The organism is Bradyrhizobium sp. Tv2a-2, assembly GCF_000472425.1.
Classification (GTDB): domain Bacteria; phylum Pseudomonadota; class Alphaproteobacteria; order Rhizobiales; family Xanthobacteraceae; genus Bradyrhizobium.
Genome location: NZ_AXAI01000017.1, coordinates 32,162 through 59,051 on the forward strand (window position 1 = coordinate 32,162; position 26,890 = coordinate 59,051).

23 protein-coding genes are annotated in these 26,890 nt (G+C 63.0%); 20 read left to right on the top strand and 3 right to left on the bottom strand.

The features are described 5' to 3' along the window. Positions 1–25 precede the first annotated feature (25 nt). Together A3AI_RS0130000 and A3AI_RS48075 are read right to left on the bottom strand one after the other, a co-directional pair. Positions 26–1,429, bottom strand: coding sequence for an MFS transporter (locus A3AI_RS0130000; RefSeq protein WP_024519125.1), 1,404 nt, complete (start codon positions 1,427–1,429; stop codon positions 26–28). Beyond that, positions 1,422–1,679: a hypothetical protein gene (locus tag A3AI_RS48075; protein WP_156928002.1), complete on the bottom strand. Its 258-nt coding sequence runs from the start codon at positions 1,677–1,679 to the stop codon at positions 1,422–1,424. Before A3AI_RS48075 ends, A3AI_RS0130000 begins: the two co-directional genes overlap by 8 nt. Before the next feature lie 306 nt (positions 1,680–1,985). On the opposite strand from A3AI_RS48075, the gene A3AI_RS0130005 reads away from it, so the two are divergent. From A3AI_RS0130005 to A3AI_RS0130100, 20 genes are all read left to right on the top strand, one after another. Further along, the gene (locus tag A3AI_RS0130005; RefSeq protein ID WP_024519126.1) at positions 1,986–3,236 is read left to right on the top strand and encodes an ABC transporter substrate-binding protein; all 1,251 of its coding nucleotides are present in this window, start codon (positions 1,986–1,988) and stop codon (positions 3,234–3,236) included. 110 nt (positions 3,237–3,346) lie between these two features. Then, on the top strand, positions 3,347–4,174 hold the full coding sequence (locus tag A3AI_RS0130010) for an AraC family transcriptional regulator (RefSeq protein ID WP_024519127.1): 828 nt from the start codon (positions 3,347–3,349) through the stop codon (positions 4,172–4,174). 192 nt (positions 4,175–4,366) lie between these two features. Further along, entirely contained in the window at positions 4,367–5,377 is a 1,011-nt protein-coding gene (locus A3AI_RS0130015) for a branched-chain amino acid ABC transporter permease (protein ID WP_024519128.1), read from the top strand. Between the two features lies 1 nt (position 5,378). After that, positions 5,379–6,461, top strand: a complete 1,083-nt coding sequence (locus A3AI_RS0130020) for a branched-chain amino acid ABC transporter permease (protein WP_024519129.1) — start codon at positions 5,379–5,381, stop codon at positions 6,459–6,461. After that, positions 6,454–7,236 carry an ABC transporter ATP-binding protein gene (locus A3AI_RS0130025; protein WP_024519130.1) on the top strand — a complete coding sequence of 261 codons (783 nt, stop codon included), beginning with the start codon at positions 6,454–6,456 and terminating at the stop codon, positions 7,234–7,236. Before A3AI_RS0130020 ends, A3AI_RS0130025 begins: the two co-directional genes overlap by 8 nt. Further along, entirely contained in the window at positions 7,229–9,445 is a 2,217-nt protein-coding gene (locus A3AI_RS0130030) for an ABC transporter permease (RefSeq protein ID WP_024519131.1), read from the top strand. The genes A3AI_RS0130025 and A3AI_RS0130030 overlap by 8 nt, the downstream gene beginning before the upstream one ends. Before the next feature lie 2 nt (positions 9,446–9,447). Further along, positions 9,448–10,281, top strand: a complete 834-nt coding sequence (locus A3AI_RS0130035) for a phosphoenolpyruvate hydrolase family protein (RefSeq protein WP_024519132.1) — start codon at positions 9,448–9,450, stop codon at positions 10,279–10,281. A gap of 26 nt (positions 10,282–10,307) precedes the next feature. After that, the gene (locus A3AI_RS0130040) at positions 10,308–13,208 is read left to right on the top strand and encodes a flotillin family protein (protein WP_024519133.1); all 2,901 of its coding nucleotides are present in this window, start codon (positions 10,308–10,310) and stop codon (positions 13,206–13,208) included. 6 nt (positions 13,209–13,214) lie between these two features. Next, positions 13,215–13,652, top strand: a complete 438-nt coding sequence (locus tag A3AI_RS0130045; RefSeq protein ID WP_024519134.1) for an SRPBCC family protein — start codon at positions 13,215–13,217, stop codon at positions 13,650–13,652. A 2-nt stretch (positions 13,653–13,654) separates the two neighbouring features. Further along, complete coding sequence (locus A3AI_RS0130050; protein ID WP_024519135.1) at positions 13,655–14,098, top strand: SRPBCC family protein; 444 nt, start codon at positions 13,655–13,657, stop codon at positions 14,096–14,098. 13 nt (positions 14,099–14,111) lie between these two features. Next, positions 14,112–14,930 (top strand): FAD binding domain-containing protein, encoded by an 819-nt coding sequence (locus A3AI_RS0130055; RefSeq protein WP_024519136.1) that lies wholly within the window; start codon positions 14,112–14,114, stop codon positions 14,928–14,930. Positions 14,931–14,935: 5 nt separating this feature from the next. Then, entirely contained in the window at positions 14,936–15,412 is a 477-nt protein-coding gene (locus A3AI_RS0130060) for a (2Fe-2S)-binding protein (protein ID WP_024519137.1), read from the top strand. An 11-nt stretch (positions 15,413–15,423) separates the two neighbouring features. Then, positions 15,424–17,016, top strand: a complete 1,593-nt coding sequence (locus A3AI_RS0130065; RefSeq protein WP_024519138.1) for a xanthine dehydrogenase family protein molybdopterin-binding subunit — start codon at positions 15,424–15,426, stop codon at positions 17,014–17,016. Position 17,017: 1 nt separating this feature from the next. Then, positions 17,018–18,040, top strand: a complete 1,023-nt coding sequence (locus tag A3AI_RS0130070; RefSeq protein WP_024519139.1) for a xanthine dehydrogenase family protein molybdopterin-binding subunit — start codon at positions 17,018–17,020, stop codon at positions 18,038–18,040. Between the two features lie 11 nt (positions 18,041–18,051). After that, complete coding sequence (locus A3AI_RS0130075) at positions 18,052–18,933, top strand: AAA family ATPase (RefSeq protein WP_024519140.1); 882 nt, start codon at positions 18,052–18,054, stop codon at positions 18,931–18,933. Further along, entirely contained in the window at positions 18,930–20,048 is a 1,119-nt protein-coding gene (locus A3AI_RS0130080; RefSeq protein ID WP_024519141.1) for a vWA domain-containing protein, read from the top strand. Before A3AI_RS0130075 ends, A3AI_RS0130080 begins: the two co-directional genes overlap by 4 nt. Further along, positions 20,045–20,935: an amidohydrolase family protein gene (locus A3AI_RS0130085; RefSeq protein WP_024519142.1), complete on the top strand. Its 891-nt coding sequence runs from the start codon at positions 20,045–20,047 to the stop codon at positions 20,933–20,935. The genes A3AI_RS0130080 and A3AI_RS0130085 overlap by 4 nt, the downstream gene beginning before the upstream one ends. A gap of 45 nt (positions 20,936–20,980) precedes the next feature. Beyond that, on the top strand, positions 20,981–21,829 hold the full coding sequence (locus A3AI_RS0130090; protein ID WP_024519143.1) for an MBL fold metallo-hydrolase: 849 nt from the start codon (positions 20,981–20,983) through the stop codon (positions 21,827–21,829). 18 nt (positions 21,830–21,847) lie between these two features. Next, entirely contained in the window at positions 21,848–23,416 is a 1,569-nt protein-coding gene (locus A3AI_RS0130095) for an isochorismatase family protein (RefSeq protein ID WP_024519144.1), read from the top strand. Between the two features lie 13 nt (positions 23,417–23,429). Beyond that, positions 23,430–24,056, top strand: a complete 627-nt coding sequence (locus A3AI_RS0130100) for an FMN-dependent NADH-azoreductase (protein WP_024519145.1) — start codon at positions 23,430–23,432, stop codon at positions 24,054–24,056. Between the two features lie 126 nt (positions 24,057–24,182). Here the strand turns inward: A3AI_RS0130100 and A3AI_RS0130105 are convergent, their stop codons facing one another. Beyond that, a complete protein-coding gene (locus tag A3AI_RS0130105; RefSeq protein ID WP_245286980.1) occupies positions 24,183–26,792 on the bottom strand; it encodes an ATP-binding protein in 2,610 nt (869 codons plus the stop codon). Positions 26,793–26,890: the final 98 nt, after the last annotated feature.

A 26,890-nucleotide genomic window follows, 5' to 3' on the forward strand; every position in this document is an offset into this window, starting at 1 on the left:
TCTTGAGACCGGATCCGACCATCGATCAGCCGCCTGCAAGGCGAGTATCGCCAATCGTGCCAAGCGCCCTGATCCGCGTGTACTCGTCCTTGGGGACAGGAACTGCGTCGGGATTGCCGAGATCGTTCAGATTGAGCGAATAGGTCTCGCGCGCGGAAAACGCCGCGATCGAAGCGATCGCGGCGACGCCCAGCGTGATCCCGCCTATGGTCAGCGGAATATTGCTGGAGCCGGGAGGCGCGACAGCCGCAAAGAGGGCGGGCAGGAATGCACTCAGCGCGGTTCCAATGTTCTGCCCGATCGCCATTGCTGACACGCGATAGCGGGTACGGAATAGCTCGGGATAGAAGGCAGGAAAGACCGCATTATAGCCCTGGTACAGCACCCCCCACATGAAAAGCGACACGACCACTGCCATCCAAACATCGTGAATGCTGACGGCATAGAGATAGAAGAAAGATAGCAAGGCAGCCGCCAGCGATCCCGCGATGATCGGAGGACGACGACCGATCTTGTCGGAGAGCGTCCCGACGAAAGGAATGATCACCACGGCTATGATGTTGCCGGCAACGGGAATCCAAAGATAAATCTCTTTTGCGAAGCCGACGCCGTAGGCCGGCTGCACGGCATAGGCAGCTCCGAAAATCGTGGCGACGACGGGGATAACGTTCATCAACGACATGCAGGCCACGCGCAGAATATCGGCCCAGCTCTGTCGGAAAGCCTCGACGATCGGCGTTTGCGGTAGCTCGCCTGCCCTTTCCTCCCGTTCGAACGCCGGAGTTTCATTGACTTCACGGCGAATAATGTAAGCGGCGATGATGACGAAGAAACTCAGGATGAACGGGATGCGCCAACCCCAGCTGTTGAAGGCTTCGGAGGGCAAATAGGCTGCCAGTGGCAGGAACACGGCAGCGGCAAGGATCTGGCCGGCCTGCACGCCTTGCAGGCTAAAGCTCGCATAATAGCCGCGCCGGCCCAGCGGCGCGTGTTCGAGGATCATGGAGCTGGCGCCCGAAATCTCTCCCGCGACAGCAAAGCCCTGGATCAGCCGCAGCGCCACCAGAAGGATGGGCGCCCAAATGCCAACCTGCTGGTACGTCGGAAGGATGCCGACCGCCATGGTCGAGCCACCCATCAGGAACATGCAAAGCAGCAGGACGTTTCGGCGTCCATGCGTATCGCCCCAGTGCCCGAGGCAGAGGGCGCCGATTGGCCGGGCGACATAGCCTACGCCGTAGGTCGCCAGCGACGCGATGATCGCCACGGTGGGGTTCTGGGAAGGAAAGAAGATCTGCGGAAAGACGAGAGATGCAGCGGTCGCGTAGATGAAGAAGTCATAATATTCGAGGGCGGATCCTATCCAACCGCTGGCGGCGGCCCTCCTCGATTGATGCAGGTTTGTCGCACGGCTCGACGATTCACTCATTTTTCGCTTCCTCCGGCGTTGATGACTGGCGGCCCGTCGAAAGCGGGCTTTTTTGTTTTGCGGGGTGCTCTGTGGGGCGTTGGCGCGGCGCAGCCACTTCGTCCCGAATGCGGCAAACCATATCGGTGCGGCGGCTTAACACAATTACCCATTTGTGCTGCGGGCTTAACCTCGTGTTATTTTTCAGCGAAGCGACCTTTGCAGTTTTGATTGCCCGCATGCCCGCCATGGTCTGCCCGGTCAGAAACAACGACAGGGGCTGTCGTCACAGAGAAGCAACATGGAGTGATTTGATCTTTCCGAAAACAGTCCGACCGGCGAGATTACGCCGACATTGTCGACCTGGATCGACCGTTCGACGCCGCGACGTCGAAGCGCCGACTTCCGCGGCGCAACATGCAAAATGAGACTGCCTGTCAAGCCTCAGGGAGGTGAAGACACGCGCACTGTCCCCACCATCGGCTAGCCTTGCGCACACGATGCGAAGCTTTGCGAAGGGAGCCGCGGCAGCGCGGCCGGCGAACCTATCGTTCGAACGACATCAGGGAGGAGTGCAATGACGAAAGGCAGTGTAGGACTGATCGCATTGATGAGCCTTTTTCTTTCAGGCACAGCCATGGCTCAGGAAAAGATCAAGATCGGCGTCACGGCGACGCTCGAGGGTACCTACACGGTGCTCGGCGAAGACGGCATGCGCGGCTTCCAGACCGCACTCAACACCTTCGGCAAGAAGATCGGTGACAAGGAACTCGAATATGTTGTCGCCTCGACCGATGCGACGCCGGACTCAGCCGTCCGCGCGGTACGCAAGCTGATCGAGCAGGACAAGGTGCAGATCCTGCTCTCGCCGCTGTCGGGTGACGAAGGCATCGCGGTGAAGAATTTCGCCAAGACGCATCCCGAGCTGACCTTCGTGAACGCGGCCTCCGGAGCGCAGGAGACGACTTACGTCGACCCGGCGCCGAATTTCTTCCGCTACAACATGGATGGCGCGCAGTGGCAGGTGGGTCTCGGCAAATACGCTTATGAAAACAAAGGTTATCGCAAGATCGCTACGGTCGGCGAGGACTATTCCTTCGTCTACACGCAGGTGTTCGGCCTGGTGCTCGATTTCTGTGGCGCCGGCGGACAGGTAACGAACCGGCAGTGGGTGCCGCTCGGGACCAAGGATTTTGCCTCGGTGATCGCTTCACTGCCTGACGATGTGGACGCGATCTATCTCGGGCTCGGCGGCGCCGACGCCGTCAATTTCCTGAATCAATACCAGCAGGCCGGCGGCAAGGCGCATCTGATGGGCGGATCGATTTTGGTCGACCAGACCATTCTCTCCGCCAAGGGCAGCGCCAAGAACGCACTGATCGGCACGCTCGCTGCGAGCGGCCAGGCCGATACCTGGGACGATCCGGGTTGGCAGAAATTCGTCAAGGCCTATCAGGACTCGTTCCCGCCGGAGAAGCGCTTCCCGAGTCCGTCGCTGCTCGCAACCAACTATTATGACGCAACGATGGCCCTGATCCTGGCGCTGCGGGCGGTGAATGGCGACCTCAGCAACAATCAGGAAAAGCTGAAGGCAACACTCGCCAAGATCGAGATCGATGCACCCAACGGCAAGATCAAGCTCGACTCCAACCGCCAGGCGATCGGCACCAACTTCGTGACCGAGGTGATCGACGACGGCAAAGGCGCGCTGTTTTCCAAGGTCGTCAAGGTGATCCCAAATGTGAACCAGACGCTTGGCTACGATCCGGCCGTGTTTGCCAAGATCGGTCTGCCCAGCCGCACGATTCCGGAGTGCAAGAAGTACTGACCTATTTCGCACTTGCGAGCGGGCGACCGGTAGACGGACGATGAGCTTGCATTCCCTCCCCGGATGTTGAACGGTATAAAAAAACAAAAACATCCAGCGGGAGGGAGGGCATGAGCCGGGCGCTCGCCGTCTTCCACGGCCGTTTCGGCCGCGCGACGGTGTACCAGTTGAACCGGCCCTTCAACGTGCATGCGCATCGTGAGGGGCATCTGATCTTTCATGTCGGTGGCACGCCGGCGCAAATCGATGTTTGCGACCGACGTCACCTTCTGACCGACGATTCCGTCGTCGCCGTCAATCCCTGGGAGCCACATAATTTCCTTCCCACGGATATGGATAACGGCGCGATCTTCTTTGTGCTCTATGTCAATTGGGAGTGGTTCGCGCCGAGTGTGGCCAACGCGAACGGACTGCGCTTCGGCTCTACCTGTTTCAAGCGAACGCCGAACCTCAGGAAACAGGTCAGACACACGGCCGCGCTCGTCTGCGGGGCGCCTTCGCTGAGCAGCCTCGATAACGAACTCCGGCAACTGATCGACATCTGCCATGTCGAGAGTTGGCAGCAATCCGCGCCGGCGCAGGATATCAAGGCGACGGCAGCCGTTACGGATTTTCGCGTCCGCAAAAGCATCAAGCTGATGTCGGAATGCCCCGGCGCCGAGATCGAACTCGATACCATCGCCCGTGAATCCGGCCTGTCGCGGCCCCATTTTTATCGCCTGTTCCGCATCCAGACCGGCGTCACCCCGAACCTCTATCTCAACACGCTGATTATGGAGCATGCGCTGGACGCGCTGGTCGCAACCGAAGCACCGATTGCCGATATCAGCGTCGATCTCGGCTTTTCCTCGCAAAGCGCGTTCACCCGATTCTTTGCCGCCAATGTCGGCCTGGCGCCGACCGAATACCGTCGTGCGGCCAAGGTTTTGCGGGCGTAAGATGGCGCGAAAAGATACTGAGGATCAAACGCCCGACCTGCGGCCACGCTAGGATGCCCGGTAAACGCGACCCGCAAGAGGTCGCATTTTGCGGGAGGACGCGTCGATGGCGGGGCCGCCAGCCATTTGCCATGCGCCGGATCTCGGCCGGGACGATCAGCCAGGCGCCGCTTCGGCGACGAGGTCGCGCACGTGACCAGGTTCATCGAGCGCCATCCGGCGTGGGCGCTGATCGTGATCCTTGCGGTTGCGGTCCTGCTCTGGCTGATTTTCGCTGTCTGGCCGCCCGGCCTTGAAGAGGCGATCGGCCGGAAGAAGGTTTTCCTCAACGCCGTCCTCAACGGCGTCACGCTTGGCGGGCTTTATTTCCTGGTCGCGAGCGGCTTCACCCTCATTTTCGGCCTGATGCGCAACGTCAATCTGGCACATGGCTCGCTCTACCTGTTCGGCGGCTATGTAGGGTACATCGTAAGCAGCGCGACCGGCTCGTGGATCCTTAGCTTCATCGTCGCCTTCATCGTCGTGGCGCTGATCGGCATCCTGCTGCAGATCGTCGTGTTCCGCCGCATGGAGGGCCAGGACCTGCGGCAAACGATGGTGACGATCGGGCTTTCAATCGTTTTTGCCGACCTGATGCTCTGGGCATTCGGTGGCGACTTCTATCAGATCCAGACACCGAATTGGCTGATCGGACCGGTGGAGATCCCGCTTGTCACGGCGGTGCGCTCCTCGGGCGAGGCAATCTATCTACAGTATCCGCTGGTACGCCTCGTCATCTTCCTGGCCTCCGTCGTGATCGGGATCGGTATGTGGCTCGCGCTCAATCGCACGCGGATCGGCATGATCATCCGCGCCGGCGTCGATGACCGTGACATTCTCGCTGCGACCGGCGTGCGCATTCAGCTTGTATTCGTCCTCGTGTTCGCGCTGGGCGCGGGCCTTGCGGGTATTGCCGGCGTCGTCGGAGGCACGTTTTCGTCGCTCTCGCCTGGCGAGGACACGCGCTTTCTGCTTGCGTCGCTGGTGGTCGTCATTGTCGGAGGCATGGGCTCGATACCCGGCGCGGCACTTGGCGCGCTGATCATCGGGTTGGCCGAGCAGCTCGGCTCGGTCTACATCCCGACCTATGCAATCGTCGTGACCTTCCTCATCATGGTCCTGGTGCTGGCGCTGCGCCCACAGGGCCTGCTGGCGAGGCGGTGACATGTCGCTAAGCCACGGCGCCCACGCTCACGCCACCCCGCCGACCATTGCGGCGCGCCCCTCCATCCGTACCTGGCCGGAGATCAACAATCCCGCCGCCTGGATCGTCGCCATCATTCTCCTGATCATGCCGCTGATCGCCAACGGCTTCTTCCTGATCGAGATCTTCGGCACCACGCTGATCCTCGGGATTGTCGCGCTCAGCCTGATGTTTCTTGCAGGCTATGGCGGCATGGTGAGCCTGATGCAGCTCACCATCGCGGGCTTTGCCGGTTACATGTATGCCATCTTCGGCATGAGCGCGAGCGCGAACATCAGCCTGGGCTGGCCCTGGTGGCTCGCAACGCCGATGGCACTCGCGCTCGCAACCATCTTCGGGACGCTCGGCGGCGCGCTGGCGGTCCGCACCGCCGGCATCTACACAATCATGATCACGCTCGCGATCGCTGCGGCGTTCTTCTATTTCACCAATCAGAACTGGCCGCTCTTCAACGGCCACACCGGCATCAACACCATTGCAACTCCGCATTTCTGGGGCGTCGACTGGCGCGGCGACATTCCATTCTATTATGTGGTGCTCGCGGTTGCCGCGCTCTGCTATTTCGCGGTTGAATATCTGTCGCGGGCGCCGTTTGGGCTGGCGCTGCAAGGCGTGCGCGACAATCCGCGCCGCATGGCTGCGCTCGGCTTCAATGTCAACGCGCATCGGGTCGCGGCTTATGCCTTCGCTTCCTTCGTTGCTGCGCTCGGCGGCATTCTTCAGGTCTGGAATTATCGGCAGATTGCCCCGGGCTCCGTCAGTGTCGGGGCCGCCATCGACATTCTGATCATCGCCGTCGTCGGTGGGATCACCCGGCCGGTCGGGCCGTTCATCGGCGCCTTCATCTTCGTCATTCTGCGCACCTTCGCGCTCGACTTCCTGGTCAAGATCGGGCTGGACGGCAACCGGTTCCGCCTTCTGATCGGGCTCGGCTTCCTTGCCGTCGTGTTCTGGTCTTCCGACGGCGTGATTGGGCTTTGGGAGCGCTGGAAGCGCGGTACATCCGATCCGGCTGGTACGAGCAGGCGCCATGGCCATGGATAGCGTCGCACAACGTCTCTCGGCGGTCGGCGCTGGAGCCGCGCTCGAGCTTCGCGGCGTCACCCGGATGTTCGGTGCACTCGCTGCGCTGACCGACATCACAATTACGGTGAGGCCGGGTGAGCGGCGTGCGGTGCTCGGCTCGAACGGCGCCGGCAAGACCACGCTGTTCAACTGCATCACCGGTGATTTTCCACCCTCCTCCGGCACGATCCGTTTCTTTGGCGAGGACATCACCCATTTCCCGCCCTATGAGCGCATCCGCCGTGGGCTGCGCCGCACCTACCAGATTTCCGCCCTGTTTCCCGGACTCACGGTGCAGGACAACGTCTATCTCGCCTGCCGCGGCGTTTCGCGGGGACGCTTCTCCATGCTGCGTCCCGGCCAGAACGATGCGCTGATGCAGTCCGCGGAAGCGTTGGTGCAGGCCGTGCATTTGAGCGCGGTCAAGGACCAGCGCGTTGCCGAGCTCGCGCACGGGCAGCAGCGGCAGCTCGAGATCGCCCTTGCGCTTGCCGGGGCGCCGCGCTTCATCCTGTTCGACGAGCCGGCAGCGGGACTGTCGCCCGCCGAACGACTGGAGCTGATCGAGATCCTGACCGCGCTGCCGGCGCATATCGGCTACATCATCATCGAGCACGACATGGATGTGGCGCTGCGCGTCGTCGAGAGCGTCACGATGATGCACAACGGCCGCATCTTCAAGGAAGGCCTGCCGCGCGAGATCGAAACCGATCGGGAAGTGCAAGAGCTTTATCTCGGAGGCGGCCATGAATGACGCCCGCCGCCCCTCCGCGCCAGCGCTCGAGGTGAAGGGCCTCGATGTCTATTACGGCCATTCGCATGCGCTGCAGGGCGTCAACCTGACGGTCGAGCAAGGCGTGTTCTCCGTCGTCGGCCGCAACGGCATGGGCAAGACTACGCTGTGCAACGCCATCATGGGCCTGGTGCGCACGAGCGGCGGTTCGGTACGCGTCCGTGGCGAAGACATCACTGGCCTTGGGTCGGCCGCGATCGCCCGGCTTGGCGTCGGTTACGTCCCGCAAGGGCGCCGGCTCTGGCGCTCGCTCAGCGTCGATGAGCATTTACGTCTCGCCGCTGGAATGCGGCGCGGGTCCTGGACCGTCGAGCGCATTTACGAGACCTTCCCGCGGCTGGCCGAGCGCAAGGACCATGGTGGCGGCCAGCTCTCCGGCGGCGAGCAGCAGATGCTGGCAATCTCGCGCGCGCTTTTGACCAATCCGATCCTCCTGATCATGGATGAGCCAACGGAAGGCCTCGCACCGGTGATCGTCGCCCAGGTCGAGGAGATGCTGGTGCGGCTTGGCGACGAAGGCGACATCGCTGTGCTGGTGATCGAGCAGAACATCGGGGTCGCAACCGCCGTATCGCGCAACGTCGCAGTCATGGTCAACGGACGTGTCAATCGCATCATAGATTCCGCGCAGCTTGCCGCCGACCGCAACCTGCAACAACGCCTGCTCGGAGTCGGGCTGCACGCTGAGATCGATTCGGGGCTTGCGGCCGAGCCACAACGCCTCGAGGCCGAACGCGCCCCGCAGCCCGCGCGGACGAAAGGACCCGTCCGCATCTATATCTCCAACCCCACATTGCCCACCCGCTGGTCGCAACCGGTACCAATTGCCCGGATCGAGGCGGCGGCACGGACGGTTTCGACAGGCGTTGCGCGTATCGAAGAGGTGCGGCAGCGGCGCGAAACACCGACCGCGCAAACATCCGGCCCACCGGTCGTTCTGATCGCCGGAACGCTGGACACCAAGGGCACGGAACTACGCTATATCCGCGACATCATCGCGGCCAGCGGCCTTCGCACGCGGCTGGTCGATCTCTCGACCAGCGGCAAGCCGTCGACCTGCGACGTCCCCGCCCAGGAAATCGCGCTCAATCACGCGCGCGGCGGGTCGGCGGTGTTTGGGCCCGATCGCGGCGCCGCGGTGACCGCGATGGCGGACGCGTTTGCCAGTTGGGTGCGCCGCCAGGCCAACATCGCCGGTATCATCTCGGCCGGCGGGTCGGGTGGCGCCTCGCTGGTGGCCCCCGGGATGCGTACCCTTCCCGTCGGAGTGCCCAAGCTCATCATCTCCTCCATCGCGTCGGGCGATGTCGGCCCCTATGTCGGGCCTGCCGATATCACCATGATGTATTCGGTGACCGATGTGCAGGGCCTCAACTCCGTCTCGCGCGCGGTCCTCGCCAACGGCGCCAATGCCGTGATCGGCATGGTGAAGGCGCGGCTCGATCGGCCCGCGGGCCAGAACCGCACCGCGGCTACCGCCCTTCCCGCTATAGGCATCACAATGTTCGGCGTGACGACGCCGGCCGTGCAGAAGGTCGCCGCCGATCTGCACGACGAATTCGAATGCCTGGTATTTCATGCCACCGGCGTCGGCGGCCGTTCTATGGAAAAGCTTGTCGAGTCCGGACAGCTGGCCGCGGTGATCGACCTCACCACGACCGAGATCTGCGATCTTCTGATGGGCGGGGTGTTTCCGGCAACCGAAGATCGCTTCGGCGCGATCATTCAAAAGCGCGTGCCCTATGTCGGCTCGACGGGCGCACTCGACATGGTCAATTTTGGCGCGCCGGACACAGTCCCCGAGCGCTACGGCAAGCGCAAATTCCATGTCCATAATCCGCAAGTCACCTTGATGAGGACCACGCCGGACGAGAACGAGCGCATGGGACGCTGGATCGGCGAGCGGCTGAATCAGATGGATGGGCCGGTCCGCTTCTTCCTGCCTGAGGGGGGCGTGTCCGCACTCGATGCGCCCGGCCAGCCGTTCTGGGACCCGGAAGCCGACGCGGCACTGTTCCGAACACTGGAGCGCACGGTGCGCCAAACCAGCAATCGCCAGCTCATTCGCGTCAAGCACAATATCAACGATCCCGAGTTCGCAACCACGATTGTCAGCGCGTTCCGAGCCCTGATCGGGCGCGTGAGCGGACGGCGCAGAGCTGCGAGGTAACCATGGCCAGGTTTGAACGCGGAGAGCTCCTGGAGAAGTTTCACGACATGGTCGCCCGCGGCCAGCCGATCGTCGGCGGCGGCGCCGGCACCGGTCTCTCGGCCAAGTGCGAAGAGGCCGGCGGCGTCGACCTCATCGTCATCTACAATTCCGGCCGCTATCGCATGGCCGGACGCGGGTCGCTCGCGGGACTCATGCCCTATGGTGATGCCAACGCCATCGTGGTTGAAATGGCCGCGGAGGTTCTGCCGGTCGTGACGAGGACACCAGTGCTCGCCGGGGTCAATGGCACCGACCCGTTCCGCGACATGGATATGTTCCTCGACCAGTTGAAGGCGCTCGGCTTTTCCGGCGTGCAGAACTTCCCGACGGTCGGGCTGATCGACGGCGTCTTCCGCGCCAATCTCGAGGAAACCGGCATGTCGTATGCGTTGGAGATCGAGATGATCGCCAAGGCCCACGAGAAGAACATGCTGACGACGCCCTACGTTTTCAGCGAAAAAGAGGCCGCCGCGATGGCCATTGCGGGCGCCGATATCATCGTCTGCCACCTTGGCCTTACCACTGGCGGATCGATCGGCGCACACACCGCCCTCAAGTTGGAAGACTGCCCGAAGCGCATCGACACCTGGGCAGCCGCGGCGCTCAGCGTCAATGCGAATATCCTCGTTCTTGCGCATGGCGGCCCGATCGCCGATCCCGCGGATGCCGATTTCATCATCAAGAACACCCGTCATTGCCACGGCTTCTATGGTGCCTCCTCGATGGAGCGACTGCCGGTGGAGCGGGCGCTGACGGATCAGGTTCGCAAATTCAAGGCGATCGGCGCGCGCTGATCGCCCGACTTAAGGGGAGAACGACAATGTCAGGGATTCTCGTTGGTCAATTGATCCTCTGGCTGATCGTAGCCATCATTCTGATCGTGATCTGCGTCTACATCGTCAACTGGCTCTATCACCGCTCGTCCAAGGAAACCTCCTTCGTCCGCACCGGCTTTCTCGGCGAACGCGTGGTGATCAATGGCGGCGCCTTTGTGCTGCCTTTCATCCACGATTACACCCCCGTCAACATGAACGTGCTGCCGATGGGCATCGTTCGCGCCCGGCAGGACGCGGTGATTACCCGTGACCGCATGCGCGTCGATATCGAGGCCGACTTCTATGTCCGGGTGCAGCCGACACGCGATGCGGTTGCGATCGCTGCCGCCACGCTCGGCCGCCGTACCATGGAGCCCGAGAAACTGCATGCGCTGCTGTCCGGCAAATTCGTCTCTGCCATCCGCTCGGTCGCCTCCGAAATGACCATGGAGCAGATGCACGAGCAGCGCGGCGACTATGTCGCGCGTGTCAAGGCTGCGGCCGCCGAGGCTCTGGCCCAGAACGGCCTCGAACTCGAATCGGTCGCGATCACCGATCTCGACCAGACCGATCTCGAATTCTTCAACCCATCCAACCGGTTTGATGCCGAAGGCCTCACCCGCCTGATGGAAGACATCGAAGCCAAGCGCAAGCTGCGCAACGACATCGAGCAGGACTCGATGATCAAGATCCGTTCCCGCAATCTCGAAGCCGAGCGGCAGGCGCTCGAGATCGAACGCGAGAGCGAAACCGCGCGCCTTGAGCAGGAGCGCGACATCGAGATGCGCCGTGCGCTGCAGCGCACGGAAGTCGCTCGCGAGCGCGCATTGCGTGAGACCGAGTCCGAACAGGCGCAGATTACCGCGCGCGAGGCCATCGAAAAGGCTCGCATCGCAAATGAGCAGGCGATCGCGGAGGCGCGCATCGCCTCCGAGCGCGAGACGCGCCAGAGAGAGATCGAGCGTACACGCGCCATCGAGGAGAAGGAACTCGTCGCCCGCGAGGAAGTGGAAAAGGCGAGAATTGCCAATCAGCGCGCGGTGGATACGGCACGGATCGCTTCCGAGCGTGAGGTGCGCCAGCGTGACATCGAGCGTATGCGCACGGTCGAGGAAGCCGAGATCGCCGCCCGCGAAGCGGTCGAAAAGGCTAAAATCCAGCAGGATCGCGTCGTCACCGACGCCCGCATCGCCAACGAGGAAGAGACCCGTCGTCGCGAGATCGAGCGCACCCGCGCCGTAGACGAAGCCGAAATCACCGCGCGCGAGGCGACCGAACGGGCGCGCATCGCCCAGACGACGGCGGTCAATGCGGAGCGCATCGCCTCCGACGAGCGGACGCGCGCGCTCGAGATTGCGCAAGTGCGCGCCGTCCAGGAGGCGGAAATCGAGGCGCAGCGGGCCGTCGAGGCCGCCAAAATCGCGCGCGAGCGCACGCTCGCTGCCGAGCGCATCGGCTCCGAGCATGCGACCCGAAAGCTGGAGATCGAGCGCAACCAGGCCATCGATGTTGCCGGTATCACCGCACGTGAGACCACCGAAAGCTCGCGCATTGCGCAAGAGGAGCGCGTCCGTTCGCTCGAGATCGCCCGCAACCGCGCCGTCGAGGAGGCCGACATCGCCTCCCGCGAGGCCATCGAAGCCGCGCGTATTTCGCAGGAAAAGGTGATCGCCGCCGAGCGCATCCGCGCTGAACGGGAGACGCGATCATTGGAGATCGAGCGGACTGAGACGATCGAAGCCGCCGAGCTCAAGCGCCGCGATGCCATCGAGCGTCAGCGGATTGGCGTCGAATTGACGCTGGAATCCGAACGCATCGCTTCGTCGAAGACGCGCGAAGTGCTCAACATCGAGCAGAAGCGCGCAGTCGAAATTGCCGACGAGGACCGTGTCATCGCGCTCTCCGCCAAGCGCTCCGAGCGCATGGATGCCGACCGAAAGGTCAAGCAGGCCGAGATTGTTGCGCGCAAGGAGGTCGAGGCGACCGACGTGAACCGCGAGCAGGCGCTGGACGCGGCAAGGCTGGAGCGGCGCCGCGCCACCGAGCAACTCGAAATCGCGCGCGTGCAGGCGCTGCAGGAAGCCGAAATTGCCTCGCGCGAGGAGGTCGAGCGCGCCCGCATCGCCTCCGATCGCGGGCTCGACGAGGCCCGGATTGGCCGCGAGCGCGACCTGCGCAAGCTGGAGGTCGGCCGCGAGAAGGACGTCGAAACGGCGATGATGGAAAAGGCGATCGCCATCCATCAGAAGTCGCTGGAGGAATCTGCGGCCCGCGCGGCAGCCGAGGAGGCGCGCATACGTGCGACGGAGGCCGCCGAGCGCGTAGTGACTGCACGGGAGAACGAGATCGCCAAGCGGCGCAAGACGGTCGAAGTGCTGCTCGCCGAGAAACAGGCGGAGGAAACCCGCATCGCGGCCGAAGCCGAGCGTGTCCGGGCGGCGGTGGAAGCCGAAGCGCAGCGGCTGCTCAACGAGGCCGAGAACGTACTCACCGATCAAGCCCGCTTCTCGCTGTTCCGCAGAAAGTTGCTTGATCGTATCGAGGGCATCGTGCGCGAAAGCGTCAAGCCGATGGAGAAGATCGAGGGCATCCGCATTCTGCAGGTCGACGGCCTCAACGGCAACGGTCACGCCAATGGCTCCGGTCGCAGCGCCACCGACGAGGTGATCGACTCTGCGCTGCGATATCGGGTGCAGGCGCCGCTGATCGACTCAATCCTCTCCGAGATCGGGGTCGAAGGCGGCAGCCTGGCCAAGATGCCGGGCCTGATTCGCGAGGCGCGTGACATGCAGGGCATCCGGGATTCGACGCGCAAAGGCGGTGGCGAGAGCAAGTCGGCCGCAGCGCCGGCGGAATCGACGCCCGCCGCAACGCCCACTGAGCGCAGCCCGCGCAAGAAAGGCTAAAGGCGCATGGCGAGAGTCTACGTCTCCTCTGTCGTCAATGCCCGCAACGACCGCGTCTGGGCGCGCGTGCGGGACTTCAACGGCCTGCCCAACTGGCATCCGGCGATTGCGGAGAGTCGTATCGAGGGCGGCGAACCCGCCGACAAGATCGGCTGCGTGCGGGATTTTCGCCTGCGCAACGGCGATCGCATCCGCGAGAAGCTGCTAGGCCTCTCCGATTACGACATGTTCTGCACCTATTCGATCCTGGAATCCCCGATGGGGGTCGAGAACTATGTCGCGACGCTGCGGCTCACGCCGGTGACCGATGGCGACAAGACATTCCTGGAATGGACCGCGGAGTTCGATTGCGCGGCCGAGCGCGAAGCGGAACTGGTTAACAATATCGGCAGCGGCGTGTTCCAGGGCGGATTTGACGCATTGAAGCGGGCGTTCGGAGGCTAGTCGTGCCGCATATTGTCAAAAGCACCGTCCTGGATGCACCGACCGACGCGGTGTGGAACCTGCTGCGCGACTTCAATGGCCACGACCGTTGGCATCCGGCGGTTGCGACCAGCGCCATCGAGCGGGCGCAACCGTCCGACAAGATCGGCTGCGTGCGCCGTTTCAAGTTGAAGGACGGTTCGGAGCTGCGTGAGCAGCTGCTCGCGCTCTCAGATCTCGAGCAGACCTTCTCTTATTGCCTGCTCGATACCCCGATCCCGATGTTCAATTATGTCGCTCACGTCCGCCTGCTCCCGGTCACCGACGGCGACCGCACCTTCTGGCACTGGGAATCGCGCTTCACGACCAAGCCGGAGGACGCGCAAAGCATTACTCAAATGGTCGCGGAGCAGATCTATCAGACCGGATTCGACGCCATACGGACGCATCTCAGGGAGGCCGCATGAGAGTGGAGGCATCATGCCCGTCACGGTAAGGACATTCGGGAGCGCAGGCGAAGCGGCATCCGCCCTGTCCTCGGACCGAACTGCCCGCTATTTCGGCGGCGGCACCTTAGTCATGCGTGCGCTGAACGAGGGCGACGTCTCGATTTCGAGCATCGTACGGGCGAATGACGTTGCGTTGCGGCGTATCGAGGCCGCCGGCCCGCGCGTGACCATCGGCGCCGGCGTGACCTTTGCGAAAATCCTTGCTGAGCGGGATCTGGCCTTCCTACACGCCCCGGCGCGCTCGATCGGGGGACCTGCCGTCCGCAATATGGGGACTGTCGGCGGCAACCTGTTCGCGCCCAACCCTTACGGCGATTTCACGGTCGCGCTGCTTGCGCTGGATGCCACGGTGTCCGTGCAGGGCGGCTTCGGCGCACGTGACCTACCGATCGACGAATTTCTGCAGTCGCGGGAACGGCAAGCCGGCAATCTCGTGCTCTCGGTCTCCTGCCCGAGGCCAGCCAGCTCGGACGCGTTCCGCTATCGAAAGATCACGCGTATCAGACCGAAAGGCGCCTCCGTCATTACCCTCGCTGCCCACGTCCCCATGAGCGGCGGCCGGGTGTTGGGGGCGCGCCTCGCGCTGGGTTCGATGGCGCCCATGCCCATTCGCGCCAGAGCCGCCGAACGCGCGCTCGAAGGCCGCCCGCTCGATACTTCGACGATCACAGCCGCCGCTTCAGCCATCACCGAGGGCACCTCGCCGGTCGACGATGCGCTAGGCAGCGCCTGGTATCGCCGCGAGATCATCGGCGTGCATTTGCGGCGGCTGTTATCCGACCAGGAATAGATCACATGTCCAAGACTGCCCTGCAATTTCGTCACAACGGCCGCGATGTCGCGATCTTCGTCGACGGCGGCACCAATCTCCTGGTCGCACTGCGCGAGCTGATCGGCGACATGACGCCGAAATTCGGCTGCGGCCAGGGCGGCTGCGGCGCGTGCAGCGTACTGATCGACGGCGAACTTCACCTGGCCTGCCTGACCTTGGCCGAAACCGCCGCAGGACGCTCGGTCGAGACGCTCGATGGGTTGAAGGAAGGCCCTAATCTGCATCCGCTGCAACGCGCCTTTGCCGACAATTTTGCCGCCCAATGCGGCTACTGCACACCCGGGATGCTGATGGCGGCAAAAGCGCTGCTCGACCGCAATCCACAGCCGAGCCGCGCCGAGGTGGTCGAAGCAATTTCGGGCAATATCTGCCGCTGCACCGGCTATGAGCCGATCATCAACGCCGTGCTCGCCGCCGCAGGCAACCGCGCCCGGGCCTAGAGGACAAGACAATGCTGGAACTGCGCAAGGACATCTTCGCCGACGAGCGGGATGACAATTTGAAGGAGATCGGCAAGGGCACGCAGCGGCAGGACATGCTCGGCCATGTCACCGGCACCTCGACCTATTTCGATGATCACAAGCTGCAGGGCATGCTGCATTTGAAGGTCGTGCGCAGCACGCATTCGCATGCCCGCCTGCGCCGCATCGAGACGACGGAGGCCGAGCGATCGCCGGGCGTACGACGCATCATCCGTGGCGCCGATGTACCGCGTAATCTCAATACGCTTTTGAGCCTGATCAATTTCGGCAAGGACGACGAACCGTCGCTTGCGGTCGACAAGGTCCGTTACAAGGGAGAGCCGATTGTCGCTGTTGTCGCCGACAGCCCGCGCGAAGCCTACGAGGCCGTGGCAAAAGTACGGGTCGACTACGAGCCGCTGCCGACCGTGTTTGACGTCGAGGATGCGCTGAAGCCTGGCGCGCCTGTCGTCAACGAGACTTATCCAAAGAACGCGTTCATCTACTACGAAAAATACGATCATCAGAAACTGCGTTTCGGCGACGTCGAGCGAGGCCTCGCGCAGGCCGATCACGTGCTGGAGCAACGTTACCAGATGTCACCGATCGAGCACGCGCCGACCGAGACCAACGGCTCGATCACAGCACCCGACACCAATGGCCGTTACACGGTCTACACCTCGACACAGGCGCTCTTTTTCTCCGTCGACACCTGCGCGAAAGTTCTGGACGTGCCTTCAAACACTTTCCACTTCATCGGTGGCACCGTGGGTGGCGGGTTTGGCGGCAAGGTCGACACAATCACCGAGCCGCTCTGCATTCTCGCGGCGATGCTGACAGGACGGCCGGTGCGCTACCTGCTCGGGCGCGAGGAGGAAATGCAATATGGCCCGCCGCGCGGTGCCGAGCGCATCTACATCAAGGACGGCGTGATGCGCGATGGACGCGTCGTGGCGCGCAAGATCCGCGCCTATTTCGATAGCGGCGCCTATACCCGGCTATCCAGCTATGCCGCGGTAAAATGTGCCGCGCATCTGCCAGGGCCGTACACGATTCCCAATGTCTATGGCGACGTCTATTGCGTCTTCACGAACCGGACACCCGCCACCGCGATGCGCGGCTTCGGTGTCACCGCGATGGACTTTGCCATCGAGTGCCAGATGGACAAGCTTGCGCATCTCGTCGGCATGGATCCGATGGAGTTTCGCATTCTCAACGCCTATCGGGACGGTGACATGAAGGCGCACAGGCGCGAGGCCAAGAACACGGCGCTGATCGAATGCGTCCAGGTTGCCGCCGAAAAGGCCAAGTGGCCGCTGCGCGAGGAGTTCAAGCGCGCCTCATCACGCCAAGGGGGCGGTGGCGCACGGGCTACTGTCCCGCCAACGCCGCGCGAAGCGCATGCTGCGTCTGTTGCGGCTGCCTCGCAACGCACCGTTTACGATAGGCTACCCGCGACGACGTCACGAGAGCCACCGCCGCCTCCTTCCCCTTCGCCGCCCCCACCCCCTCCTCCGCGCCCGCAGACGCCGTCGCATGGCGCGACCCGTTTCTCCTCTGTGTTCGGCACCAGGAGGCGCTGAGATGGCAAAGCATCGCGGACGCGGCATCGCCTCGATCAACTACCCGATCGGCATGAATCTCGGCGGCGATCCCAGCCAGGCGCTGGTCCATTCCAACCCCAGCGGCAAGTTCACGGTTTCGCTGTCCTCAATCGACCTCGGCCAGGGCATGAAGTCGGTCACGCGCCAGATCTGTGCCGAGACCCTCGGCGTACCGGTCGAGGACGTCTATGTCGATACCGCCGATTCCGACACCGGACCGCATTGCATGGGCTCGTTCGCCTCGCGCGGTACCCATCGCGTCGGCAATGCGGTGATGGCGGCGGCCAAGGAAGCGCGGGGCGTCATGATGGAAGCAGCAGCCGAGGAGCTTGAGGTCAATGCTGCCGATCTCGAGACCGACGGACGCGGCAATATTCACGTCAAGGGCGCTCCGCATCGGTCAATTTCGACAAAGGACGTCGCGATCGCCGCACAATTCAAGCAGGGCAAGACGATCTCGGGACGCGGCATCTTCCTGGTGCCGCTGTCCGACGTCGATCCTGAGACCGGAGAGATGTCGCCGGCGACGTGCTATGCACATGCCTGCCTCGTCGCCGAGGTCGAGGTTGACGACGAGACCGGCGACGTTGCCATGATCCGCATGGACAGTGCCTATGAGCTCGGTCGCGCCCTCAACCCACGGCTGGTCGAGCAGCAGCTGGTCGGCGGGGCCTGGATGGGCATCAGCCATACGCTCTACGAGACGACGGAGCCGTATTATCCTGATTCAAGCCACGGACCACGCGACTTCGTCGAATATCTGATGCCGGGACCCGGCGATATCTGCCCGCACGATATCGCCGTGCTGGAGCGCCCCGCGGCCGACGGGCCGTTCGGTGCCAAGGGCCCCGGCGAGATGTGCGCCAATCCGGTGCTGCCCGCGGTCGCGAATGCGATCTTCAATGCCGTCGGCGTACGTATCGATGAATTGCCAATCACGCCCGAACGGGTGTTGCGGGCGATCAAGGCACAAGGCGGCGCGCAGCCGCAGGCGCGGCGCTGAGGTCGCGGACGATGGCGGTTCGCAGCAATATCGTCGGCATCGATAGTCCGGAGGCGCTGGAGAAGGCGCTGCGCGCGGCCTATTATCTCGCCGACGAGGGGCTTGCGACCGCTGCCTATCTTGGACTCGCGCTGGGCAAGCCGCTGTTGCTGGAAGGCGCACCGGGGGTCGGGAAGACGGAAGCGGCCAAGGCCATCGCTGCGGTGCTGTGCCGTCGCCTGATCCGCCTGCAATGCTACGAGGGGATCGACGCGGCCGCTGCCCTCTACGAGTGGAACTATCCGCGCCAGATGCTCGCGATCCGCCAAGCGGGCGACGAGAGCATCGATATCTACGGCGAGTCATTTCTCATTGAGCGGCCGATGCTCGCGGCTTTGCGCGCCGCTGACTCCGCCGTACTCCTGATCGATGAGATCGACCGTGCCGACCAGGAGTTCGAAGCCTTTCTGCTCGAATTTCTCTCCGACTTCCAGATCTCCATCCCCGAGCGCGGCACGGTTCGTGCGTCCGAACGTCCCGTCGTCGTGCTGACCTCGAACCGCACGCGCGATCTTCACGAGGCGCTGCGGCGTCGCTGCGTCTATCACTGGATCGACTATCCCACGGCGGAGCGCGAGGCGCGCATCGTGATGATGAGGGCATCAAGCGTCGCCGAATCGACAGCGCGCGCGGTCGTCGCGGCTGTCGGCAAGCTGCGGCGCGAGCCCCTGACCAAGGCGCCCGGAATTGCCGAGGCCGTCGACTGGGCGGAGGCGGCAACCGTGTTGCATCAACGGGGCGCGCGCTGGCCGGATGCCTTCAGGCGCTCCATCGGCCTCGCGCTGAAGGATGAAGAGGACCTGCGCTTCATGTCGCCGCGGCTGGACGCCCTGATCGCGGAGGCAGCCGCATGAGCGACGAAGCCAAACTGCCACCCGTAGCGCGCGTCTTCGTCACATTCGTCGCACTGTTGCGCGCCAACGGCTTTGCGGTTGCGCCGGAGCAGACCACCACGTTCCTCGCTGCGATCGAACTTCTGGGTCCAAAGAGCCTCGCTGACATCCGTCAGGCCGGGCTAGCGACGCTGGCACCGCCGCCCGAGCGACAAGCCACCTATCACCGGCTGTTCGATATCCACTTTATCGGCCACGAGCAGCTCGCTGCCGACAACGCCGAGGACGAGGAGCTCGTCCGCCTGCAGGAAGAAGGCGGCGGTGACGAGGAGCCGCTGCTTGCGGACGAGGCGAACGAATCAGGCCTGACCGCGACGCGCGCCGAAGCCCTCGTCCAGCGCCGCTTCGCGCGAGGTGCGACCGCCGATGCCTTGCGCCGCCTATCCCGCGAGGCACCGTCCCGCCTGCCGCGGCGGCGCGGGTATCGGCACAAGCGGGCACGGCGCGGTCCTTGGGCTGACCTTCGCCACACCTTGCGTGAATCGGTACGAAGCGACGGCGAGATCCTGCATCTGGCACGGCTGCGGCGACGGACGCGGCTGCGCCGGATTCTCCTGCTGATCGACGTGTCTGGATCGATGAAGGCGCGGACCGAGGAGAACATGCGGCTTGCCCATACGCTTGCGCAAGCCGTCGCCAATATCGAGGTCTTCACCTTCAGCACGCGACTGACCCGTGTCACCCGCGCGCTCCGCCTGAAGCGCCGGGAACAGGCGCTGAATGCCGCGGCGCATCTCGTCAGCGACTGGGATGGCGGCACCCGGATCGGCGACGCGCTGCAAGCCTTTTTGGCCGTGCCGCGATTTGCCGGCTATGCACGTGGCGCCGTGGTCGTCGTCATCTCGGACGGACTGGAACGCGGCGATCCCGCAAGCTTGCGCGATGCGGCCGCGAAGCTGTCGCGGCGCGCCTGGCGGCTCAGCTGGCTCACCCCGCTCGCGACCACCACCGGCTTTCTTCCGCAAACCGAGGCGCTGATTGCGATAGCGCCGTTCGTCGACGACATGGTCGATGGCGGATCGAGCGCAGCGGTCGTTTCACACCTGCTATCACTTGGATCTAGGAAAGCGGCATGACGGGGATCGTCGACGCGCATCATCACATCTGGCGTCAGGCCGACCTCCCCTGGCTGTCCGGCCCTATGCAACCGCGTATCTTTGGTCCCTATGAACCGATCCGGCGTGACTACACCATCCAGGAATATCTCGACGATCTCGCAAGCTCAGGCGTGACAGGCTCGGTCTATGTGCAGACCAATTGGGCCAGGGAGGACTTCGAGGATGAAGCCGCGTGGGTGCAGCAGACCGCCGACGAGCACGGCTGGCCGCACGCGATTGTCGCTTATGCCAATTTCTCCGTCGACGACGTCCGTCCCCAGCTCGACCGCCTTGCGCGCTATCCGCTTGTGCGCGGCACGCGCATGCAGTTGCACTGGCACGACAACCCGTTGTACCGCTTTGCGGAGAGCCCCGATCTTTGCGCCGATCCCACAATCCGGCGCAACATTGCGCATCTCGCCGACTACGGCTGGAGCTTCGATCTGCAAGTCTTCGCGCGGCAAATGGCGGGTGCCGCCGCCCTCGCCCAGGCCTGTCCGGGGATCACCTTTATCCTGCAACACGCCGGCATGCTTGAGGACCTTTCGCCCGAAGGCCGCTCCGCCTGGCGCGCCGGCATGGAGCAGCTCGCCGCTTGCCCGAACGTCGTGTCAAAGCTGTCGGGTCTCGGCACGTTTGTGCATCGCAACGATCCCGGGCATGTGGCCGACCTGCTGAATCAGACGGTTGCGATCTTCGGCGCCGAGCGCTGCATGTTCGGCTCGAACTTCCCGATCGAGAAATTGTGGACCAGCTACCGCAGCCTGGTGGACGCCTATCTTGCCGCGGCCACACCGCTTGGCGCGGATCAGCGCGAGGCGATCTTCAGGACAACGGCCACGCGTGTCTACCGCCTAAGTTCTTAAGAGCGGCTGTGGCGTGACAACAGACAGCAATCGGGGAGGAATCGGATGCCGCTGGAGATCAAAATCCTGGACTATGGCGATATCGAGCTCGAATCGAGCTTCCTTGTCCTCGGCCGCGACTGCGGCCGGACGCGCCGCGTCCTGACGTTGGGCTTTCTGATCCTCGGCGGCCCCTATCCGGTGTTGGTCGATACCGGCTACCGCTCCAATCAGATCATGGAAACGCTCGGCATGCGCGGCCTGCAATTCCATGAGAATATGATCGAGAACCAGCTTGCCCGTCACGGCGTGCGGATGGGCGACGTACGCTTTGTCTGTCATACACATTTGCATATCGATCACGCCGGGAAGGACGATCTGTTTCCGATGAACACGACCGTCGTACTCAATCGCCGCGAGCTGGAATATTCCGTCTCCGGGTTGATGCATCCGCAATATCCGGCGCCGGACATCAAGCATCTCGTCGATCGCCTGCACACCAAAGGCGCGCTGCGTTTCCTCGATCTCGATCTGACCGGTCCGATCGAACTGATGCCGGGCGTCTATTGCGAGGCCGCCAATGCGCACACCGAGGGCTCGATGAACATCCACGTCCACACCGCCGACGGCATTGCGACGATCTGCGGCGACGTGATCTACGATTTCAACGACCAGATCGTCACGCCCTTCAACGAAATCCAGGATTGGGAGCCGCGCACCACGGGCAATCACGGCACCAGCAAACGCGCCGAAAAGGCCGCGATCAAGAAGCTGCTCAGCAACGCGCGCTATCTCCTTCCGGTTCACGACAGACCAGCAAAAATCGAAGGCGGCACGGTCGTCGGACGGCTGCATGACCAGGTGCCCGGCCCCATCGTTCAGACCCTGCCGCGGCGCGATTGGTTTCCCGCCTGAGCTTGCGAGGACCGACCGATGACACACGTCACCCTGCGGAGCGAATTCGAAAACCTCATCGATCCCTATGCGCCAGTCGGCCAGGTTGGCACGGGCTTTGAGTTTACCGAGGGTCCGATCTGGCATCCGGTCGACCACCACCTGTTGTTCTCAGATATGCCGGCCGACGTGCGAAGGCGTTGGGACGCGCAGCGCGGTGTCGCCGAGGTCAAGCGCCCCTCGAACAAATGCAATGGAATGACCTATGACGCGGAGCTCAATCTGATCGTCTGCGAGCACGCCACGTCATCACTCATTCGCGAACGCCGCGATGGGCGGCGCGAGGTGCTCGCCTCACATTTCCAGGGACAGGAGCTCAACAGCCCCAACGATGTCTGCGTGCATTCCTCCGGCGCGATCTATTTTTCCGATCCCTGGTACGGACGCATGCCGGTCTATGGCGTCGAGCGGCCGCGCCAGCTCGGCTTCCAGGGCGTGTATCGGGTACCGCCCGGCGGCGGTGAGCCGAGGCTGCTGGTCGATCGCGACTTGTTCGACCAGCCCAACGGCCTGTGTTTTTCGCCGGACGAACGGCGGCTCTATGCCAACGACACCACGCAGGCTCTGATCCGTGTGTTCGATGTGCAAGCCGATGGCTCTCTTACCAATTCGCGTGTCTTTGCCAGCGGCATCCGCTCCGAGCTCGAGCCCGGCGTGCCTGATGGCATGAAGTGCGATCAGCGCGGCAACGTCTGGGTCACCGCGCCCGGCGGCGTGTGGGTCTATTCGCCAAATGGAGAGTTGCTCGGGAAAGTCCGTGTCCCTGAGCTCGTCGCCAATCTCGCCTGGGGCGGTGCCGACTTCCGCACCCTTTATCTGACGGCGACCCATTCGGTTTATGCGATCCCGACCAAGGTCGGCCCGCGCCATGAGCCCTATATGAGCGCCAAACGCGGCACCGGTGCTGCTTCGTCCGCACAGACGCCCAAGATGACGGAGGGCGATATGCGGCTGGATCCACAGCGCTGCGCGATGATTATCCAGGACCTGCAGAACGACGTCATCATGGATGGCGGCGCGTTTGCGGAATCCGGCGCACCGGCACATGCGCGGCAACAGCACGTGGTCGACAACGTCCGCCGTCTAGCCGATGCCGCGCGGGCTCGCGGCGTCGTCATTATTCATGTCTGGTTCGTTGTCGAGCCCGGCGCGCCCGGCGTCACCTTGAATGCGCCGTTGTTCGAGGGGCTGGTTGACAGCAAGGCGATGGTGCGCGGCAGCTGGGGCGCAGCGCCTGTGTCCGGACTGGAGCCGCGGCCCGGCGATTTCATCGTCGAGAAAATGCGCATGAGCGCCTGGGAAGGCACGCGGCTTGAGACGATTCTCAAGGCCACCGGCCGCGACTTCATCGTCAACACCGGTGCATGGACGAACATGTCCGTCGAGCACACCGCGCGCACCGGCGCAGACAAGGGCTACTTCATGGTTACGCCGGAGGACTGCTGTTCGACCATGAATGCCGAGTGGCACAACGCCTCGATCAACTTCGCCCTGCAGAATGTCTCCGTCGTCACCAATGCCGATACAGTCATCAAGGCGCTGGGGTGAGTGAAGGCCACCGATGCCCAAGCTCCTGCACCTCGCCTGCTCGCCGCGCGCCGATTCCGAATCGGCGGCCGGAGCGCGGGTCTTTCTCGATCGCTTTCGCCAGGCGCGGCCGGATTGGGACGTCGACGTCATGGACTTGTGGCGAGAACGCCTGCCGGAGTTTGCGGGCGCCCTTCTCGAAGCCAAATACGCTCGCATCAAGGGGATGACCTTCACGGATGCGCAGCGTGATCAGTTTGCCGTCGCAGAACGCATTGCCGTCCGCTTCTCGCTCGCCGAGCGCGTGCTGATCTCCACCCCGATGTGGAACTTCGGCATTCCGTACAAGCTGAAGCAATGGTTCGACATCATCATCCAGCCCGGATTGACGTTCCGCTTTGATCCGTCCGACGGCTATGTGCCCCTGCTCAAGGACCGGCCGACGCTCGTTATCCTCGCCAGCGGCAGCGACTACACTACCGGCATGAACCGCGGCCGCACTGACATGGCGACGCCCTATTTGCGCGAGGCGCTCCGCTTCGTCGGCGTCAAGGATGTGCGCTTCGTGGCGATCGGTCCCACGACTGGGGCGCCTGAGCCGATTCGGTCGGCACGCGAGAACGCACATCGGCGCCTTGCTGAAATGGCTACAAGATTCTGAGGCTAATCCGTCCAATCAGACAAGCTGATAATCGCGGCCCGCAAACGGATCTATGCGGGGCTTGTGCCAAAGCTTCAGCAACTCACGGGCCAACAACGTCGGCCCGATTTGCGATCGGGCCCGACATCATGCATCGCCCATGACCACCTGCAGGTGCTGCGCCAGCTCCGATCGACGAAAAGGCTTACCAATGATCGGAAACTCGTCGACTGCCCCGTGCCTGGCGAGCACATCCGTCGCGTTGCCGGATGCAAGCAGCACTTTGATGCCATTGCAAATCTTTCTGGCTTCGCGGGCGAGCTCGATGCCATTCACGCCCTGTGGCATCAACACATCCGTGAACAGGAGATCGAATTCCTTATCCGATTTGAGCATGCGGATGGCCTCTATGCCGCTACGGGCGCAAACGACCTGATACCCAAGCCTGCCCAACATCGAAGATGTGACGTCCAGAACATCGTCATCATCCTCGACCAGGAGCACTCGACCGGAATCGGTGGAAGCCTTCTGCGCCCGAACCATTGGCCCATTCGCATCGAGCACTTGGGACGACCGGGGCAGATAGAGGCTGACGGTCGTCCCGTTTCCGGGCGCACTCTTGATAGTGATATGGCCACCCGACTGCCGAACAAATCCATAGACCATGCTGAGGCCGAGCCCGGTCCCCCTTCCCACATCCTTTGTCGTGAAGAATGGCTCAAACGCCCGATCGAGCACATCGGATGTCATACCGCTCCCTGTATCTGTCAGGGAAATCCTGACATAGGATCCGGCCTCAACGCCAATCGCATGTTCATCTACGGTGACGTTTCGCGCCTCAATCGCGAGGACACCACCATCTGGCATCGCATCGCGCCCATTGACGGCCAGGTTGAGGAGCGCGGTCTGAAGTTGACCGGGATCCACATGGCACGGCCACAGGCGCTCGTCGGCGGATATTCTGAGCTCGCACCGGTCTCCCAGCGCACGCCGGATCAGCTCATCGAAATCCCTGATGAGGTGATCCGCGTAGACCGGCCGCGGATTCAGCTCTTGGCGGCGCGAAAAGACAAGTAGCTGGCTGGTCACTGCCGTGCCCCGGTCAGCGGCCTTCCGGGCAACTGCCGCAAGCCGCCGCACACAGTCAGGATCGGCAGCTTGCTCCTCGATCATCTCGAGGTTTCCAGCAACAATCATCAGCAGATTATTGAAATCGTGCGCCACGCCTCCCGTCAGCTGACCGACGGCTTCCATCTTCTGGCTCTGATGAAGCTGCTCCTCCATCTGGCGGCGCGCCTCCACCGCCGACCTGTGCTCGCTGATGTCGCGCAGCAGAAGGGCCAAGCCCTCACCGGACGGAAACGCGTTAATCTCATACCATACTCCGCTCGGGGTACAGAATGCTTCAAAGCAGGTCTGGCGCTGTCCCAACATCGCCTTGCGAAACAGATCTGTCAGGTCAAAATCGACGACCTCGTTGAACGTCTCCCAGAAGTCGGCCCCCACGACATCACGTCGTCCGACGAGCTGCACTCGCGCTCGTTCGTTGAGATATGTGATGCGCCAATTCCGATCGACGATGAGAACGCAGTCAATCGTACTCTCGAAGAGGGTCGTGATACGAGCTGCCGCTTCCTCGGCTCTCTCCTTTGCCTGGCAGAGCTCGCGCTCGCGCTCTTGAAGCACATCTGCCATCGAATTGAAGGCGTCGGCGACCCTGGCAATTTCCGGCTGCGTGTCCGGAATTTTCACACGTCGGGCATAGTCGCCAAGCCGGAGCTGGTTCGCCCCGTCGACCAGCCGCCCAAGCGGCTCATCGATGAAACGGCGGGCGCCAAACCATGTGAGGAGCAGCACGAGCGACGTGCTCAAGAGGATGAGGACGATGCCGAGCTCCGTACGCCGCTCGATTCCCGCGAATGCCCGCATCCGATCGAGACCGACGGTCACCAGAAGCCCACCGGAATCCGCCATCACCGGCGATGAGCCGATGATCCGCTCCATGCCGTCGAGGTCGCGAGCCGCAATCGTGCCTGGTTTCCGCAGCTGCGCGTAAAGATCGTTCGGCATCTTCCGGCCGACGAACGCGCCATTGTCGGGCGAGCGCGCAAGATAGGTGCCGTTACGGTCGGTAATGCCAAGAGCGGCTCCCGTGGGAACTCCCAACTGCGCGACGAACGTAGCCAGCCATTCCAGATCGAGAGGCGCGACAATGACGCCGGCCATGGCGCTTTCGTCACCATAGAACGGCAAAGCAAACTGGAGCACATGGCGCCCGGTCATGCGGCCGATCGAGAACTCGCCAATCGACAATTGGCCGGTCTTTATTGCATTCGCGAAATAGGCGCGCCCGGCGACATTCGTCTTTCGGCCATCGACAGCACACAAGGACTGGCCGTTCATGTCGACAACGAGAAACGAGAGAAATGCCGGATAGCGCCGCTTGATGGCCGAAAGATACGCATTGCAGGCTTCCGTATTCCTCGCCTTGATTGCCGGCAGTTCCGAAAGCGCGATGAGGACATCCCGGACGCCTTCCACGGACTGCTGTATTTCCGCCGCGGCGATCCTGGAAAGGCTGAGAGCCTGCTCCTGCACTTCGGCTTCCCGTGAGCGACGCAAGGCAAATTCGTTATAGGATTGAATCGCGATTGCCGGCAGGAGCGCAACCGCCACCAGCATGAACAAACGAAACAGTAACCCCACTCTGTCCTCATATTCCGAGATCGAAAACAACCGATGCCCGGGCGCGGGCAACTCGGAAGCCATCAACTTGAGACGGCGCATTCCCCCTCGGACAGGAGATAGACTGGCTGTGTTGCGCGGCAATTTCCGCGCAACAATTTAGGTTACAA

Bases quoted from the DNA above. Each gene is read 5' to 3' on its own strand.
- A3AI_RS0130025 (WP_024519130.1), top strand. From the start codon at position 6,454: ATGGATAGCGTCGCACAACGTCTCTCGGCGGTCGGCGCTGGAGCCGCG.
- A3AI_RS0130030 (WP_024519131.1), top strand. From the start codon at position 7,229: ATGAATGACGCCCGCCGCCCCTCCGCGCCAGCGCTCGAGGTGAAGGGC.
- A3AI_RS0130070 (WP_024519139.1), top strand. From the start codon at position 17,018: ATGGCAAAGCATCGCGGACGCGGCATCGCCTCGATCAACTACCCGATC.
- A3AI_RS0130010 (WP_024519127.1), top strand. From the start codon at position 3,347: ATGAGCCGGGCGCTCGCCGTCTTCCACGGCCGTTTCGGCCGCGCGACG.
- A3AI_RS0130000 (WP_024519125.1), bottom strand. From the start codon at position 1,429: ATGAGTGAATCGTCGAGCCGTGCGACAAACCTGCATCAATCGAGGAGG.
- A3AI_RS0130020 (WP_024519129.1), top strand. From the start codon at position 5,379: ATGTCGCTAAGCCACGGCGCCCACGCTCACGCCACCCCGCCGACCATT.
- A3AI_RS0130065 (WP_024519138.1), top strand. From the start codon at position 15,424: ATGCTGGAACTGCGCAAGGACATCTTCGCCGACGAGCGGGATGACAAT.
- A3AI_RS0130045 (WP_024519134.1), top strand. From the start codon at position 13,215: ATGGCGAGAGTCTACGTCTCCTCTGTCGTCAATGCCCGCAACGACCGC.
- A3AI_RS0130035 (WP_024519132.1), top strand. From the start codon at position 9,448: ATGGCCAGGTTTGAACGCGGAGAGCTCCTGGAGAAGTTTCACGACATG.
- A3AI_RS0130005 (WP_024519126.1), top strand. From the start codon at position 1,986: ATGACGAAAGGCAGTGTAGGACTGATCGCATTGATGAGCCTTTTTCTT.
- A3AI_RS0130095 (WP_024519144.1), top strand. From the start codon at position 21,848: ATGACACACGTCACCCTGCGGAGCGAATTCGAAAACCTCATCGATCCC.
- A3AI_RS0130055 (WP_024519136.1), top strand. From the start codon at position 14,112: ATGCCCGTCACGGTAAGGACATTCGGGAGCGCAGGCGAAGCGGCATCC.
- A3AI_RS0130075 (WP_024519140.1), top strand. From the start codon at position 18,052: ATGGCGGTTCGCAGCAATATCGTCGGCATCGATAGTCCGGAGGCGCTG.
- A3AI_RS0130080 (WP_024519141.1), top strand. From the start codon at position 18,930: ATGAGCGACGAAGCCAAACTGCCACCCGTAGCGCGCGTCTTCGTCACA.
- A3AI_RS0130085 (WP_024519142.1), top strand. From the start codon at position 20,045: ATGACGGGGATCGTCGACGCGCATCATCACATCTGGCGTCAGGCCGAC.
- A3AI_RS0130090 (WP_024519143.1), top strand. From the start codon at position 20,981: ATGCCGCTGGAGATCAAAATCCTGGACTATGGCGATATCGAGCTCGAA.
- A3AI_RS0130100 (WP_024519145.1), top strand. From the start codon at position 23,430: ATGCCCAAGCTCCTGCACCTCGCCTGCTCGCCGCGCGCCGATTCCGAA.
- A3AI_RS0130060 (WP_024519137.1), top strand. From the start codon at position 14,936: ATGTCCAAGACTGCCCTGCAATTTCGTCACAACGGCCGCGATGTCGCG.
- A3AI_RS0130040 (WP_024519133.1), top strand. From the start codon at position 10,308: ATGTCAGGGATTCTCGTTGGTCAATTGATCCTCTGGCTGATCGTAGCC.